Source organism: Paenibacillus cymbidii (genome assembly GCF_004764705.1).
Lineage (GTDB): Bacteria > Bacillota > Bacilli > Paenibacillales > NBRC-103111 > Paenibacillus_AN > Paenibacillus_AN cymbidii.
Map to the genome: position 1 here is coordinate 193,089 of NZ_SHLX01000015.1, position 17,014 is coordinate 210,102.

Consider the following 17,014-nt stretch of genomic DNA (forward strand, 5'->3'; position numbering starts at 1 on the left):
TCACCCCTCCGCTATTCTTCGGTCCAGCTTAAGCGTTACCCGCGTACCGCGCTTCTCCGCAGAGTCGATGTCGACGCCGTAATGCGAGCCGTACAAAATTTGCAGACGCTGATGGACGTTCAGCAAGCCGATATGGCTGGATTGGCGAAAATCCCGCGACGACAGCCGTTCGCGCGTCGCAAGCAGCTGCTGCTCGCTCATCCCGTTGCCCGTATCGCCAACTTCGATCAGCAGATCGTTGTTTACCGCGGTAATGACGATGCTGATGCAAACGATGCCTACCTTTTTCTCCAGGCCGTGAATAACCGCGTTTTCGACAATCGGCTGGACGATGAGGCGGGGAACGAGACATTCGGCTTCCGCGCCTTGGAATTCGATCGACGTTTGCAGCCTTTCTCCGAACCGATAGGTCTGGATGTCCAAATAATCGCGCACCAGCTTCAGTTCCTGCGCCAGCGGGATGAACGGCTGGTCCGCCTGAAGCGAGATGCGCAGCAGCTTGGCCACTTTTTTAATGACGTCGGCCGTATTCCGGTCCTTGTTCTCCAGGGCCTGTCCGCGAATCGACTCGAGAATGTTGAACAGAAAATGAGGATCGATCTGCGACTCGAGCGCCATCAACCGCGCCTCTTTATCGCGAATTTCCCATACATACGCTTCGTTGATGTGATCCTTCAGCTCCTGCACCATCCGGTTGAACGATTCCGTAATGATTTTTAACTCCTCTGTCTGCTTGACGATCGGAATCGGCTCAAAATTGCCCGCCGCCATTTTCTTCATCCCTTTGACAATCCGGGCGATCGGATTCGTAAAGCGATACGAAACAAACCACGCGAACAGCAGCGCGACGATAATCGAGGAAGCCGTAATGAGCAGCAGCAGGCCAAGCGTCTCCTTCAGCCCGACGACAATCGAACCGCGCGATATTTCGTTGACCACGAGCCAATTGTGCGCAAGCGCCCTTGTCGAAACGAGCACGTTCGGATTTTGTTTGGTCGGCGCCAGCGTGCGGGAGGTCGTATCCGGCAGGAACGTCGCGTTTGGAGCCTCTTGACCGGAAGCGTACACCGTTTGGCCGCTGTCGTCCAGTACGCGGGTCGAGCCTTTTTCGATGCCGGACAACCCGATCTGATCGGCGAAATCGGCCTTCGGCATAATATAGAAAAGAGCACCCTGCCAGTTGAAATTTTGGTTGGAAATGTCGACGATATTTTGCTCGAAGACGATAATTTCCTCCGATCGGACGAACAAATCCTTGTACCATTCGCGCGGCACGTAATGCAGACCGGCGTACTTGTCCCGATACAGCTTCTGAAGCCCCGGGTACTTGGCCAGGTCGGCATTAAACTTGATGCTCGGGTTGTCGAGCAAATACAAACGTCCTTCCTGCGTGATCAGGATAACCTCGCTGTTGTGCGGCAAAATCTGCGTAAACGAAAAGTTGATCTGCTCAAACTCCTCGTACTTGCGCCGCTCTTCAATCGAGTCCGGCGAAATGAAAACGTCCGTATACGTTCTCCCCGTATACAGTCGATTGTACGTTTCCACCACCTTGTAAGTAAGATCGTCCATGTTTTTCTGCACCTGGTTCATCTGCCTGTTCATGACGTCGGCGGACTGCCACATCGTCTGGCTGTATAAATAGCGGTAGCCAAGCGACGCGAACAGAATCATCGGGAGTACGGCAAACAGCATCAGCGCCCAAAAGAGGCGATACAAAAATTTGCTCACGGGACTCCCCTCTTCCCTTGTTAGTCAAACTCCTTCTCCAGCACGATCATCGCACAGCCCCGGCCCAGCGGCGTTTGCAGACGAAGCCCTCCCGAATCGGGGATCGCTTCGACCGGCTGCGCCTGCTCCAAGCCGGGAAGAAAGGCTTTGGCGCACATTTTTCCATCCAGGCCCGGAATATTGCGAATCGCGACGACTGCCGCTTCGTGCGTCCCCCCAAAAACGACGGGAATCGCCCAGCCTGCATCCACCCGGAACAAATTGGCTTTGGCCGCATCGTCCATAACGGTGACGCAGTGCGGCTCCAGCACCCACTTTTTGCCGACCATCGCCGCAAGCAGCGGACCATAATCGGTAAAATACGAATCATACGCCGTACCGGGCCGGATCGTATGATCGTTCGTCGGGAAGGGCGCCGTCACAAACGTCCCCAAATAAAGGTTTTGTTGAAAATAACGATCCGGATCGCCCTCAAGCTGCGCCTCGTTCGTCCACATCATTGCCGGTTTGCGCAAGGCAAGCAAAGCGGTACCGTTCACATTCGGATTCCCGTTCATCGGCCACAATTCATCGTAAAAGCCGTCCACATCTTTGTACAAATCGAGCCGGTATGCCATGCAGGAGTTGAAAAAGAGCACCTTGCCGTCATCGCGCATGACCCGGCCGAGCCGATCGAGAAATCGCTTGAACGATTCGCTGAAGTGGCTGCCGCGTCGGTTCCCATACAGGCCGACGCCGTCATCCGCGCCATAATTGACAGGTTGCATTTGGTAGCCTTGTTCCGCCATCGTGCTCCACCACATGCGATCCATGCACAGGCCGGCGGCGTCGGGCAGCATCCGGTTATGTTGCTTCGCCTGCTCCAGCAAAAACTGCTGCCAGCCGCCGTAACCCGGGTCAAGCACAAACGAATACCCTTCAGGCGCCCAACCCGCCCGCGACGGATTCCCGTTTTCATCCCGCCATAAACTCGTGCTCAAGTGCTTCCGCAAAAAGTTCAAGCCGTCCTGCCACAAATCTTTTTCCGCAACGTTCGTCTCCGCAGGAGCATCGACGTCCGGAAGCGCTTTCCTGTCGAAGGTGCCGAATTCCGAGCAGTTAAAATAATACAAATAGTGAAACCCGTCCTGCCGTACCGTTCTGGCGCGTTCGGCCAGCATGGAAATCGATAGTTCATAGGGAGGCGCGGTGCGCCAGCTTTTCCATTGTTCTTCCTCGTCTACAGGCGGCATCCACATGCCATAGTAAGGATAGTCGTAGGAAGCCGCCCAATAGAAGCGGTAGGCCATCTTCCGCAATTGTTCCTTATCGGCCCCGTCATACTGGAGCGGATACGAGCCGCATCCCGCCATGGCGTCCGCGAGCGCATTCTGCGGCTCGAAGTACGCCGGGTAATGATCCGTCATCCATCGCAAGCCGCCGCGCCAATCCGCTTCATGCCGGACGATGCTCATGGACAAGCGGACGGCATGCCCCTCGCCGAATCGGTAATGCTGAAACCGGAAGCGGATTTTCCCCGATGCGTCCGTCAGCAGTTCGACATCGAGCAGCACATTGTCCGGCGAAACGATCCAGCTGAAGCCGGTGTCTTCTGCGGCGTTCAGAACGGTTGCGAGCGGAATGGAAAAACCGGTTTCGAAAAAAGGGCCGTACTTCCACGACGCATCCGCCAAAGGCATGCTGGCCAACGGATCGGTCCATTCCCCGTTCCCGTGCGTCCACGCGGTCCAAAACTTCGTATGCTCATCGACGGGCAAGCATACGCTCGCTTCAACGGGAGCCGTCCATTCCGCCCCGTCGCCGGTTATTTCGATGTCCCAGCGGACACCGTTCGCAATCGGCGTAAACGATTCGCGGACATTCAACTGTGCCGACGGGTCGGCCGGAGCAACCTCCACCTTCAGCTGCAAATCCCCCGTTTCGCTTGCAAGCCAGGTCACCCCGCTGCCAGGTTTGATTTCATACGGTTCGTTTCGGTTCGTCACTTGTTTTGCTTCCCTCCCGATTCATACTGACTTATTCCATAGGCACATTATAGTTCCTTCTTCGCAGCATGCAAATACAATATTGGATTGCTGTTGGAATGGAAGAATGACAAGCTTTAATCCTAGTAATCGCATGGGATTTTATTCGTTTGTATAGCCAACAAATGACGGTCTTTTTGGGTTTGGAGTCTGAAAGGGCTGCTTTTTTACCCCGTGGCCATCGGGGCAAGCGCAATGCCGCGTTGGCAATCTGGCTTGGCCCCATGGAGCAGACACTTTGCTTCATGCGTGCCACTCCCCCATCCGCCAACTCCCCCCTGAAAAATAGGCCATGTTTTCTTGCCTATTTCGCCAAAAACGGGCCGTCCATACGAAATAGCCAGTGTTTTCACTGGCTATTTCGCATGAAAGGCTTATTTTGAAGCGATCTGGGGCAAATAACCAGTGTTTTCACTGGCTATTGCAGGCGGGCCGGGCGAAATCAGGCAAATAGGCCATTTTTCATGGGCTATTTTCGTTGCCGAGCAAGAAATCGGACCATTTCGCCTCGGATTCTTTCACCGGAACCGTTATTTCTTGCGCTGCTCAATCTCCTCCCTCGTTCGCTCCACCTTATCCAAATAGTCAAGCCCGCATTGCACCAGCAGCTCCATCACCCGTTTTCCTTTGTCGGCCGTGCCTTCCTCCGGGAACCCCCAGTACCCGTCTTCCGTCAGTTCGGTTACGTCAAAATAATCCATAAATGCCTGGGGAACGGCCTCCCTTGCCCGTTCCGACTGCTTGATCGTCTTCACCAATTCGGGATACAGATGCAGCATCAGCGACGTCTCGAATTCACCCGCGTGCAGATCGCCTTGCGTATGCTTGAAAATTTCCCCGTGTCTGTGCGCCGCTGCATCGTACTGCAACAGGATGACGTCCATATCCGTCAGTTCCCGATTGAGGTTGCGGACGGTCGGCTTCAAGATCCAATTCCCGCCGTGGAAATTCACGACAATCAACTTTCGATAGCCGGCATACTGCAAGGAAGCGGCAATGTCGCGTACAATGAGTGCCAGTGTGTCCGATTGAATATAAACAGTGCCCTTCCCTTTGCGGTGTTCAATCGAAGACGCAATCGCAATCGCCGGCAACAAATAGGCGTCCAGGGCTTCAGCCATTCCCTTGGCAAACGCCTCGGCGAACAACGTATCCGTGCCGACAGGCAGGTGGCTGCCATGCTGCTCCACCGCTCCGACCGGCAGCACGGCGACCGTACAGTCCGTTTCTTCAAAATCGCGTTTGGTATGATGGATCGTGAGCATGATGATCCTCCGCTTCTTCCCCACCGCTTCACGGTGATGATGATTGGCCAACTCCTTTATCATGCCATAAGTTGGAGTCCCGACTCAATTAAAGACCATTGCAAAAAATTTTATATCATCATACGCTTTTCTCAGACATCGATGTACTTTGATTTAGAAGGAGAAAAGTCTGAATAAAAGAATCACAGATTTCGAAAGTCTTATTAAAACCGACTATGATAATATTGGCGGTATTGTGGTACTGCATGATAGTGAAAAGGTTTATGAAGGGTATTTTAACGGCTACACCGCCGACGATACCATCCATATAGCATCGGTGACAAAGAGCGTGGTTTCTGCGCTGATTGGCATTGCTTTAGATAAAGGCTATATCAAAAGCATAGACCAGAAAGTATTGGAATTTTTCCCCGAATACACGGTCAAGCGTGGAGAAAAAAACGATACAGAATGTCACAATTAAAAATATGTTGACCATGACCGCACCTTATAAATACAAGTCGGAGCCATATACAAAGGTTTATACAAGCGATGATTGGACAAAAGCTGCACTGAACTTGTTGGGGGGTAAGGGCGATTTTGGTGGATTCAAGTATTCCACAATCGGCATGCAGATTTTGTCGGGAATTCTCCAAAATGCAACGAGCCAATCTGTGCTGGATTTTGCCACGGATAATCTGTTTGGAGCGCTTGGAATTAATGCACCCCATAATGCGATTATAAATTGCAAAGAGGAGTATTTGGGTTTCATTAAAGGTAAAAATGTTAGTGGTTGGGTGGTGGATCCCAAAGGGACGAATACCGCTGGTTGGGGACTTGCTTTAACGCCCTTGGATATGGCGAAAATTGGTCAGCTGTACCTGAATGGAGGTTTATGGGGCAAAAATCAAATTATTCCTTCAAAATGGATTGAAGACAGTACCCGGGAGAACAGCCGATGGGGGGAGTTATCTTATGGGTATTTATGGTGGATTGTTAATGATATGGGCAATACTTGTTATGCAGGTTTGGGTGACGGCGGAAATACGATTTTCGTAAATCCCGAAAAGAAAATGGTAATTTCTATTGCTTCTCGTTTCATGCCGCGCGCGAAGGACAGAATTGAACTGATCAGAACGTTTATTGTACCGTGGTTTGAAGAGAATCAGTGAGGACAAATCCCATTCATCGGTGAGTGGTGTATCCGCCCACGATACGGCTGAAGTATACGCAGACGGCGTTCGCATCGGCGGATTCGGTTTGCCGGCGCCGGGAATGCCCTATCAACGCCGCGTCTCCGCGATCAAGCAGGCCGATATGGCTGCAGGCCGGGTATGACGCGGCGAAATGTTTTCCGGACGTGAAACGTGGATATGCTGGACAAATCGAACGCGAGTTGTCCCCCGAAGCGCGTACAGCAAGTTTTTCTCCAAAACCGAATGTGACCCGGCGCCTTCAAAACCTTCTCAAGGCGCCGTCTCCAGAAACTTCGCGCTTGGCATCTTATCCATCGCCGTGCGCATGGCGTATTCGTTCTCGAACAACGCCACGAAGTGGTCATTGCGATCGCGCACCAGCTGCGAATTGATCCGGAACTTCGTCGGATCGATCTTGTCGTCGACGACCCAGCGCGCAAACTGGAACGGCATGCGCTGCAGCATGATGTCGACGCCGTACTCGTTTTTCATCCGGTACTCGAACACCTCGAACTGCAGCTGCCCGACCACGCCGAGAATAATATCGTCGAACCCGACCGTGCGGAAAATTTGCACCGTGCCTTCCTCCGTCAACTGGTCGAGCCCTTTCTGGTACTGCTTGTGCTTGAGCGAGCTCTTCACCGTCACCTTGCTGAACAGCTCCGGCGAAAACGTCGGCAGCTCGTCGAACACGATCGCTCCGCTCTGGCAGAGCGAATCGCCGATGCGGAAAATGCCGGGATCGAACAGGCCGATAATGTCGCCCGCATAGGCGGTGTCGACGATGTCGCGGTCCTGGGCGAGAAACTGCTGCGGCTGCGCCAGCTTGATTTCTTTGCCGACGCGCACGTGTTTGACCGCCATGCCCCGCTCGAACTTGCCGGAGACGATGCGCAGGAACGCGATGCGGTCGCGGTGCGCCGGGTTCATGTTCGCCTGGATCTTGAACACGTAGCCGCTGAACTTGCCCGATTCCGGTTCGACGAGCCCTTCCGTGCTGTTGCGCGGCTCCGGCTTCGGCGCCAGCTGCAGGAAGTTCTCCAGAAACGTCTGCACGCCAAAGTTGTTGATCGCGCTGCCGAAAAACACCGGCGTCAGTTCGCCGCTTCTCACCTTTTCGTAGTCGAATGCGTCGCCCGCCACGTCCAGCAGCTGCAAATCCTCGCACAGCCGCTCGTACAAGTAGTCGCCGGCAATTTCCTTGACGAGCGGGTCCTCGTAGCCGCTCACTTCGCGCACTTCGACGCTGCCCGTCTCCTCCGGCTGGAACAGCTCCAGCTGCGACTTCTCCCGGTCGTACACGCCGCAGAATTGCTTGCCCGAGCCGATCGGCCAGTTCATCGGGTACGAACGAATGCCGAGCAGGCGCTCCAGTTCCTCCAGCAGCTCGAACGGATTTTGCGCTTCGCGGTCGAGCTTGTTGATGAACGTAAAAATCGGGATCCCCCGCTTGCGGCACACCTGAAACAGCTTCTTCGTCTGCGCCTCGACCCCTTTGGCGGCGTCGATCAGCATGACCGCGCTGTCCGCCGCCGTCAGCGTGCGGTACGTGTCTTCGCTGAAGTCCTGGTGACCGGGCGTATCGAGAATGTTGATGCGATGCCCTTCATAATCGAACTGCATCACCGAAGACGTAACGGAAATGCCCCGCTGCTTTTCGATTTCCATCCAGTCGCTTGTCGCGTGCCGGCTCGCCTTGCGCGCCTTGACCGTGCCCGCTTCGCGGATCGCCCCGCCGAACAGCAGCAGCTTTTCGGTCAGCGTCGTTTTCCCTGCGTCCGGGTGGGAAATAATCGCAAACGTCCGCCGCTTGCCCACTTCCTCATGCATTTCTTGCTCCATTGCCGTGGCCATCTGCTCCCTGTCCTTCCTTGCTTCAACCTATCGTAATGTATTCCCGCTCCGGGATAAATTCCATTTCACTTTACCAGTTTTGCGCCCAAACGTCCATTTCATCCTTGTTCCCATACATAATTGCCGCCCAAATGCAGAAACTTCACTTGATAGAAAATGAAGGAAATGAGGGGATTGCGATGTGCACGCGATATTCGCTTACGGCCGAGCTGCCGGAGTTGGCAAGCGCGTTCGGACTCGATCGGGTGGAAATGTGTTACGGGCGAAGGTTCAACATTGCGCCGCGGCAGCAGGTGGCGGTCATTCAGCAGATCGGCGAGGAACGCTGCCTGCGCCAACACCGCTGGGGACTCGTGCCGTTCTGGGCCAAGGATTCGGTCAACGCCGAACGCGACACGCTGCGGGGCAAACCGTTCCTGCACAAGCTGCTGAGCAAAAAAAGATGCGTCATCCCGTGCAGCGGCATCTACACCTGGCGCACGGAAGGAAAAATCCGTCAGCCTTGGCGCATCGTGCGCCGCGACAACGCCGTGTTCGGCATGGCCGGCATTTACGAAATTTGGCGCGACCCGCGCAAAAACGATTCCTACATGTGTACGGTCATCACCACGCCGTCGGCGAGCGAGCCCGGACTGCAGCTGCCGTATATTCTGGACGAAGCCGGCATGGCGGCCTGGCTCAATCCGAAGGAAACGCGCATCGACACGCTGCTTGGCCTGCTGCGCCGGCTGCCGGAAGCGGAGCTGCGCTCCTATCCCGTCTCGCGCCGCATCGACAATGTGGAATTGGAATCGCTGGAGTTGATCGAAGAGCTTCACCCGGCGATGCCGATGGTCAAATAATGCGCCATGCAAGGAGCGGACGACACGGTCCGCTCCTGTTTATGCGCGGTCGAGCGGCACCGTCCAGTCCGCTTCTTTGCCGACCCAGGTACGGTTGCTGAACTCGCGCCCGCGCAGCACGACTTTGCCTTTGTATACTTGCACGTACAAGCCTTGCGCCGCCTCTTTCCGCGTCTGTTGGAAATTGGCGTTCAGCAACTTGCCGACGGACGAATTGTGAAACCAGTGGAACGTCTCTTTGACATAATGCGGTTTTCCGTTCAGGAAATCCTGGTGCTGGTGCCCGGAGAACACGAACACATTGGCATGCGGCCGCAGGATGTCGCGAAACCGTTTGGCCCGAATCAGCTGATGCGTACCGCCGTCCTGGCCGATCGGCGGCAGCGGCTGGTGAATCATGACGAAGATCGGCTTGTCGCCCCGGTGCCGGCTCATGCGCTCCTCGAACCACGTCAACTGCTCGTCGGAGTACCAGGCGCCTTCGCCTACCTCCGGCTTCTCCTGCACGTACGTCTCCTGCGATAACAGCAAAATCGTATACCCGTTTGCTTCCATTTCCGAATACGGTTTCGCCATGCCGAAGAACGACAGGAACTTGTCGCGCGATTTGGCATCGCTTTTGCCGTTCGGCGCCGCGTCCTTGTTCCACTGGCCGCTCTTGTCGATCCAGATGTCGTAATAATCGTGGTTGCCCATATTGGCTGCGATCTGCGGCAGCTTGTAGCCGGAAAGCACGCTTCGCAGCTCCTTGTAATCGCCGTCCGTTGCGGCGTCGGTCAGGTCGCCCGTTACGATCAGCCGCTCCACCTTAGACTCGAATGCGACGATGTCGTCGAGCGCCTTGCGCAGCTTGGCGCTTTGCTCGGTGAATGCGGAGTTGACGTGAAGGTCGCTCAGAATCATAAAAGACAGCAGCGGTTCGTCCGCACCGGGAGTCGGCGCGGGCGACGGAGATGGCGTTGCCGCCCGGGAAGGCGCCGGCGAAGGCGAAGCGGACTTTGCGGCTGCGGGTTCTCCCGGGTCGCCGCCCCGTTGGCGCAGGCCGAATACGAGGGCCAGCGCGGCCGCGGCTGCCGCCAGCAGCCAGCGAATGAAAGCGCGTCTTGACATGAGGCACGTCCTTTTTATAGTGGGCGATATCTTTCTTCATCATAGTGGGAAAAGCGCTTCAAAACAACACGGGATCGAATTCCCCGATCCGACAAAAAGATAGGAGCCGGGAACTAGATATGGTAAAATAGAAATGATGCATCCTGAGAGGAGCCAGACTTGATTACGTGAAAAGATTATGTGCATTTCTTGCGACCGTTGCCGTTACCGCCATGCTCATCGCCTTTACTGTACCGAGCCTTCTCGACAATATTCGACTTGGTCTCGACTTGAAAGGCGGCTTCGAAATCTTATATGAGGCCGAACCGGTGCAAGCCGGAGGCACGATAACGCCAAACAACCTGCGCCAAACGGCCAAAAGCCTGGAGAAGCGCGTTAATGCGTTAGGAACCGCCGAACCTGACATTTGGACCGAAGGAACCAACCGGATCCGCGTGCGGTTGGCCGGTGTCACCGACGAAGCGAAAGTCCGGGAGTTGCTGAAAAAGCCAGCCGAGTTGACCGTTCGCGGTCCGAACGGCGGCGTGGAGCTCTACGGCACCGACTTCAAGGAGGGCGGCGCCAAAGTCGATTACGATGAGATGCATCGGCCAACTATTCTGGTGGAAGTGAAGGACAAGAAAAAGCTGGAGGATCTGTCCACCCGCCTGCTTGGCCAAACAATCCGCTTTCAATTGGACGATCGCATGCTGACCGAACCGGTCGTACAAGCCGTCATGACGAACGGCCTGTGCCGGATTACGGGCAATTTTACTTCCGAAGACGCCAAAGAACTGGTCGATATTATTAATATGGGCGCGCTGCCGCTCAAGCTGACGGAAAAATTCAGCCAATCGATTGGCGCCTCGCTAGGCAAGCTTTCGCTGCAGATGACGCTGCAGGCCGGCGCCGCCGGGTCGCTGTTCATTTTATTGTTCGTGCTTGCGCTGTACCGGCTGCCCGGCCTTGTTGCGGCGGTCACTTTGATTACCTATAGCTGGCTGCTGCTTATTTGCCTGTATTTGCTCCAGGCGACGATGACGCTTCCCGGCATTGCCGCCTTCGTGCTGGGCATCGGCATGGCGGTAGACGCCAACATCATCCACTACGAGCGGCTGAAGGAAGAGCTGCGCGCGGGCTTAAGCCTGCAATCCGCGCACAAGGCAGGCGCCAAACGCTCGTTCCGCACCATTATGGACGCCAACGTCACCACCTTGATCGCCGGCGCAGTCCTGTATTCACTTGGTTCCGGCGCAATCAAAGGCTTTGCCGTTACATTGATCATGAGCATCGTGCTCAGCATCGCGACGAACGTCTTTTTTTCGCAATGGCTGCTGCAGCTGCTCGTCCGTTCCGAACGCTTTCGCAGCATGCGCTGGTTCGGTGTCCGCCCCGATGAGCAATTGGCTGATCGGAATGCGGCAGAACCCATTGCCGCGCCCCGTCGATCGTTCGATTTTGTCAACCAATCGAAACGCTACTTCCTGCTGTCGATTGTTGTCACCGTTCTGGGCGCCGCCAGCCTGCTGTATCAAGGCCTGAACTACGGCGTCGATTTCAAGGCGGGAACCGCGCTTGATGTGACGCTTTCCTCTGCCATTACAGCCGAGAAGGCGGAGCAAATCGTGCGTGAGGCCGGTTTCGAGCCGTCCGTGCTTTCAATCGGCGGAACGGCGCAAGACCGCGTTTCCATGCGATTCGATGCCGTGCTCAACCCGAACGGCAAGGACTCTGCGCGGATCGTCGAACAGTTCAATCAGGCGCAAGGTCCCGTCGTCGGCATCGAGGAGAACACCGTCGATCCGGAAATTGCCCGCGAGCTTGCCCGCCAAGCGATGCTGGCTGTTGCGATCGCCAGTCTGGGCATTTTGCTGTATGTCATGATCCGTTTCGAGTGGCGGTTCGCCATCTCTGCCATTGTTGCGCTGCTGCATGACGTTTTTTTCGTTGTCAGCATGTTTTCCCTGTTGCGGCTGGAGGTCAACCTGCCGTTTATCGCCGCCATGCTGACGATTATCGGCTATTCCATCAACGATACGGTCGTTATTTTCGATCGGATCCGCGAAAACTTGCGCTTCTCGCGTGCGCATACATACGGCGATCTGGCGCGCATCGTCAACAGGAGCATCAATCAAACGCTGACGCGATCGATCAATACAGTCGTCGCGGTACTGTTCGCTTCCATCGCTTTGCTTGTCTGGGGCAGCGAATCGATCCGGCTGTTTTCGCTGGCGATGACAGTTGGGCTGCTCGTCGGCATGTATTCTTCCATCTACATCGCCAGTCAGCTTTGGCTGTTGTTGCGATCAAGGTCGTTCAGACGCTCTAACCCGGCAGACGAACCGACCTCCGATAAGCGCTTTGCTCTGTCGGCGTTGCAAACGGATTTCGACGATGAAGCCGGATCGACTCCGTTGAACCCGTCTTCAAACTACGATAACGCTGAAAAGAGAGGAACTTTCAGATGAGCAACTGGTTTCGCAGCGTATTCGGCAACGATAACGAACGCGAGCTGCGGCGCTACGGCCGCCTTGTCAAAAGGATTCACACGCACTGGCAGACAGCATCGGAACGGGACGACGAATCACTGCGCGACATGACGGCACAATTTCGCGAGCGGCTTCGAGCCGGCGAGCCCCTGGACAATTTGCTTCCGGAAGCTTTCGCTTGCGCCGGCGAGGCGGCGTGGCGGGCGTTGAACATGCGCCATTACGATGTGCAGCTGATGGGCGGCATCGCGCTTCACGAAGGCAAAATCACGGAGATGAAAACCGGCGAAGGCAAAACGTTCGCCGCCGTGCTGCCGGTCTATTTGAACGCGATCGCCGGCGACAGCGTTCACGTCATCACCGCCAACGAATATTTGGCCAAACGCGACAGCGAAACGATGAAGCCGGTGTTTGACAGGCTGGGCTTGACCGTCGGCTGCAATTTGAACGGCATGTCGCTTGCGCATAAACGGGACGTTTATGCACGAGACGTTATTTACGGCACCGGCAGCGAATTCGGTTTCGATTATTTGCGCGACCACATGGCGCTTTTCCCGGATCGCCGCGTGCAGCGTGCGCCTAATTATGCGCTTATCGACGAAGTCGATTCGATCCTGATCGACGAAGCGAGGACGCCGCTGATCATCTCCGGCCGAGGCATTCGCTCGACGGATCTGTACTACAAGGCGGATCGTCTGGCGAGCGTTCTGAAGGAGGGCGAAGACTTTACGGTCGATGCGCGCACGCGCGCGATCCTGCTTGCCGAAGGAAGCGTCCACAAGATCGAGCGATTATTCGGCATCGACAATTTGTTCGCCGAAGAGCATTTGACCATCAACCATCATATGAACCAGGCCATTCGCGCCCGTTATGTGATGAAGCGGGACGTCGACTATATCGTGCAGGAGCAGGAAATCGTAATCGTCGACGAATATACCGGTCGTTTGATGATCGGGCGCCGCTACAGCGACGGCTTGCATCAGGCGATCGAAGCCAAGGAAGGCTGCCTGGTGAAGGACGAAAGCGTCACGAAGGCGACGATTACTTATCAAAACTACTTTCGCGTCTATCGGAAGCTCGCGGGGATGACGGGAACGGCGATAACGGAAGAAGACGAGTTCAGGCATATTTATGGCCTGCGGGTCATGCAAATTCCGACGAACCGACCGACAATCCGCCGAGATGAAGACGATGTCGTCTTCAAGACCGCCGCCGGCAAATTCCGTGCGATTGTGGACGAAATCGTGCGCTGCCATGCGACCGGCCAGCCTGTGCTCGTCGGCACGATTTCGATCGAGCATTCCGACCGCCTGTCCGCCCTGCTGAAGGAGGCGGGTGTGGAGCATCGAGTGCTGCATGCCAAACATCATGAGGAAGAAGCGGCCATCATCGGCAAAGCCGGACAACGAAACGCCGTTACGATTGCGACGAATATGGCCGGGCGCGGGACGGATATTGTGCTTGGCGAAGGCGTGGCGGAGCTGGGCGGTCTTTACGTCATCGGCACAGAACGCCACGAAAGCCGCCGCATCGACAACCAGCTGCGCGGTCGTTCCGGACGCCAGGGCGATCCCGGCGTCTCGCGGTTTTACTTGTCCATGGAGGACGAATTGATGCGCCGCTTCGGCTCGGACAAAATAGCCGCCCGCCTGGAGAAACTCGGCTTCGACGAGGAGACGGCGCTCGAAGGGGAGCTGATGAGCCGGGGCATCGAATCGGCGCAGCGCATTGTCGAAGCCTCCAATTTCGATACGCTGATGTCGGTCATGCGCTACGACGATGTCATTCACCTGCAGCGGGAGCGCATCTACAGGGACCGCCGGGAAGTGCTGGATGCAAGCGACACCCGCGGCATTGTCCTGGGGATGATTCGTTCGGTCGCCCGACGGGCCGTAGTCAAGTTTTGCCCTGAAGACGAAGTGCCGGAGGATTGGTCGCTGACTGAGCTGGCCGCCCATATCCGAACGCATGCGCTTAACGGCGAGCTGGCGGCGGAAGAACTGTGGGGCATGGAGCGGGAGACGCTTGTCGACCATTTGGCGGAGACGGTCACCCGGCAATATGCGGAGCGGGAGCGGCAAATCGGCGAACCCGCGCAACGCTCGCTGGAACGATTTCTGCTGCTGCAGACGGTGGACAGCCATTGGATCGATCACCTCGATGCGATGGATCAGCTGCGGCAAGGCATCCACTTGCGCCTTTACGCCGGCACCGATCCGCTGAGGGAATACGAAACCGAAGGGCACGCGATGTTCCTCGACATGGTGGCGCGAATCGAAGACGAGACAGTCTATCGCATCATGAAGGTAAAAATTGACCCAAGAGTGACTGCCGAAGCGGCAATATGAGGCTTCTTCTTCCCAATCTGCATATAAAGGTGACGACATGGCAAAATTCAAGCTGCTAATTGGCGGACCGGTCCGCCAGAAACCCGCCGTGCTGCAGCATTTTCTCGAATCGCTGCGGCGAATGGAAACCGGAGGGATCGAGGTCGATTATTTGTTCATCGACGATAATACGGACGAATTGTCGGCGAACATGCTTCGCGAATTTGCTCTCGCGACCGGTCGTGCGGAAATCGTCCGGCAACCGGCGAGCGGCAATGAAACGTACCTGTGCGACGATCATTCGCACCACTGGCGAGAGGCGCTGATCTGGAAGGTTGCGGCGATGAAGGACCGCATTCTGGCCACCGCGTTGCAGCGAAAGTACAGCCACGTGTTTCTCGCCGACTCGGACCTGGTGTTCGACCCGCGCACGCTGCTCCGACTGCTTGGCGATCGCAAGGATATCGTATCGGCACTGTACTGGACGCAATGGCAGCCCGGCACTCTCGCCATGCCGCAAGTCTGGTTGCACGGCGAATACGAGTTGTATCCGCTGGCCCGCCAACACCGGCAAACGGACGAGGAATTGACAGCGCAGACCCAAAAATTCATGTTCCAGCTGCGTACGCCGGGCGTTTACAAGGTAGGGGGGCTTGGCGCCTGTACATTGATCAGCCGCAAGGCGCTTAAAGCCGGCGTCCGGTTCGAAGAAATTCCCAACCTCGGGTATTGGGGGGAAGATCGTCATTTCTGCATCCGTGCCGCTGCGCTCGGACTTGACTTGTTCGTCGATACGACGTATCCGGCCTATCACATCTACCGCGGATCCGATATTGAAGGGGTCGAGGACTACATCGCCAATGGATGGAATGGCGAAAGGAATGCGGAGCAGCATGCGGCAGGCGGGGAGGAAGGCCAGCGGCATTACCGCCAGGCGCTGGAGATGATCGCATGCGGCTACAACCAGGCCGCGATCCAAGAGCTGGAGACGTTTCTGGCGATCGGCGGCAACACAACGGATGCCAACGTCCGCGCCTTATTGGAGATTGACGCCTGTTATGGCCGAAGCGGTTCCGCCGACAAGGGTCGGGAACGTCTGCTGCGTGCTATGGGCGCCTATCGAACAGCCGAAATTTACTGCAGACTTGGCGCCAAATGCATGGACAAGGCCAACTGGAGGGAAGCGATTGCCTGGTTCAAGCTGGCGATCCAGACGGAGCGGCCGCAGAACTGGGAGCAATCGCCCGATATCAGCGCATGGATGTGGAAGCCCTATATCCAGATGTGTGTATGTTATACCAATTTGAATGAATTTCAACGGGCATTTGAGTTCAATGAGCTCGGGCTTCGTTTCGACCCGCAGCATTCGGGCATGCTGTCGAATCGGGAATTTCTGCTCCGCCAGCTTCGTCCGGCACCCGTTTCGGCATCGGCCACGTCGATCTGAGCATCGAATATGCCTGCGAACGCAACGGCACAGGTAAGGGAACTCCCGCCTGTGCCGTTCGTTCTTATTCCACCCATTCCACCAGTCTCGGATGCTCATCCACGATGGAGAAATATTGTGCCAGGCTGCCATCCTTTCCCCCGGCATCAAGCCGCATATACCGCTCGAATTTATTGATTCGATCCTCTATTGACGCCCAACCGAAATGCTTCAGGCGCAGCGGGGAAATTTTGTTGGGAAGCGCAAACACATTTTCGGGCAATCTTCCGCAATGCTGATTCGACTCTTTCCAGCTATACGCGAATTCCGGCCGGTACCTTAGCAATAGCGGACGATAAGCCAGATGAGCTTGCCAGTATTGATCTTCGCGGTAGGCGCGTTCGTTCCAGAAGTCGTAGAGGCGAAAGCTGAACAGATCCGACTCCGGATCCTCCATTAGCGCCTGCACCTCGACGCCGAAGCGGTCTTCGAACCATTCGTCGGCATCGAGGCTGAGAATCCAGTCAGGCTGCGTTGCTATCGTTTCTTCCCACTGCTGCTTGCGAAGCAGCACTTCCCGCGCGAAACGCGACTCGCCGTTGCGCACCAGCTTGAGCGGAATGCCCGCCAATTCCCGGATGCAAATGTCGGGCGTATCGTCTGTGCTCCCGTCGTCGATGATGACGGCGGCGTGGATGAATTGCCGGTGCCGCTGCAGCGCTTGCCGCAAGTAGCGACCGCCCTCGTTTTTGACGATCATGGACAATGTCAGTCGCGGCTTGGGAACCATTCCGC

10 protein-coding genes and 1 pseudogene are annotated in these 17,014 nt (G+C 56.0%); 5 read left to right on the forward strand and 6 right to left on the reverse strand.

Annotation, left to right across the window (positions count from 1 at the left end; all coding sequences use genetic code 11):
- The 3 genes from EXY20_RS21060 to EXY20_RS21070 all read right to left on the reverse strand — a co-directional run bounded on the left by EXY20_RS21060 (position 1) and on the right by EXY20_RS21070 (position 5,020).
- The gene (locus EXY20_RS21060; RefSeq protein ID WP_135554074.1) at positions 1-1,731 is read right to left on the reverse strand and encodes a sensor histidine kinase; all 1,731 of its coding nucleotides are present in this window, start codon (positions 1,729-1,731) and stop codon (positions 1-3) included.
- Positions 1,732-1,751: 20 nt separating this feature from the next.
- The gene (locus tag EXY20_RS21065) at positions 1,752-3,716 is read right to left on the reverse strand and encodes a hypothetical protein (RefSeq protein ID WP_135554075.1); all 1,965 of its coding nucleotides are present in this window, start codon (positions 3,714-3,716) and stop codon (positions 1,752-1,754) included.
- 569 nt (positions 3,717-4,285) lie between these two features.
- Complete coding sequence (locus tag EXY20_RS21070) at positions 4,286-5,020, reverse strand: creatininase family protein (RefSeq protein WP_167859400.1); 735 nt, start codon at positions 5,018-5,020, stop codon at positions 4,286-4,288.
- A gap of 235 nt (positions 5,021-5,255) precedes the next feature.
- On the opposite strand from EXY20_RS21070, the pseudogene EXY20_RS21075 reads away from it, so the two are divergent.
- Positions 5,256-6,168, forward strand: a pseudogene (locus EXY20_RS21075) (serine hydrolase domain-containing protein).
- Between the two features lie 294 nt (positions 6,169-6,462).
- Here EXY20_RS21075 and EXY20_RS21080 read toward each other — a convergent pair.
- The gene (locus EXY20_RS21080; RefSeq protein ID WP_135554077.1) at positions 6,463-8,046 is read right to left on the reverse strand and encodes a peptide chain release factor 3; all 1,584 of its coding nucleotides are present in this window, start codon (positions 8,044-8,046) and stop codon (positions 6,463-6,465) included.
- Positions 8,047-8,225: 179 nt separating this feature from the next.
- On the opposite strand from EXY20_RS21080, the gene EXY20_RS21085 reads away from it, so the two are divergent.
- The gene (locus tag EXY20_RS21085) at positions 8,226-8,888 is read left to right on the forward strand and encodes an SOS response-associated peptidase (RefSeq protein WP_167859401.1); all 663 of its coding nucleotides are present in this window, start codon (positions 8,226-8,228) and stop codon (positions 8,886-8,888) included.
- A gap of 39 nt (positions 8,889-8,927) precedes the next feature.
- Here EXY20_RS21085 and EXY20_RS21090 read toward each other — a convergent pair whose 3' ends face one another.
- Positions 8,928-9,998: a metallophosphoesterase family protein gene (locus EXY20_RS21090; protein WP_135554079.1), complete on the reverse strand. Its 1,071-nt coding sequence runs from the start codon at positions 9,996-9,998 to the stop codon at positions 8,928-8,930.
- A gap of 167 nt (positions 9,999-10,165) precedes the next feature.
- Here EXY20_RS21090 and secD point away from each other — a divergent pair, with 167 nt between their 5' ends.
- The 3 genes from secD to EXY20_RS39525 are packed head-to-tail and all read left to right on the forward strand — an operon-like array spanning position 10,166 to position 16,240.
- Positions 10,166-12,445, forward strand: coding sequence for a protein translocase subunit SecD (secD, locus tag EXY20_RS21095; RefSeq protein WP_235886124.1), 2,280 nt, complete (start codon positions 10,166-10,168; stop codon positions 12,443-12,445).
- Positions 12,442-14,814: a preprotein translocase subunit SecA gene (gene secA, locus EXY20_RS21100; protein ID WP_135554080.1), complete on the forward strand. Its 2,373-nt coding sequence runs from the start codon at positions 12,442-12,444 to the stop codon at positions 14,812-14,814. Before secD ends, secA begins: the two co-directional genes overlap by 4 nt.
- A 37-nt stretch (positions 14,815-14,851) precedes the next feature.
- Positions 14,852-16,240, forward strand: coding sequence for a glycosyltransferase family protein (locus tag EXY20_RS39525; protein ID WP_207671312.1), 1,389 nt, complete (start codon positions 14,852-14,854; stop codon positions 16,238-16,240).
- A gap of 64 nt (positions 16,241-16,304) precedes the next feature.
- On the opposite strand, the gene EXY20_RS21110 is transcribed toward EXY20_RS39525, so the two are convergent.
- The gene (locus EXY20_RS21110) at positions 16,305-17,009 is read right to left on the reverse strand and encodes a glycosyltransferase family 2 protein (RefSeq protein ID WP_135554081.1); all 705 of its coding nucleotides are present in this window, start codon (positions 17,007-17,009) and stop codon (positions 16,305-16,307) included.
- Between the last annotated feature and the right edge of the window lie 5 nt (positions 17,010-17,014).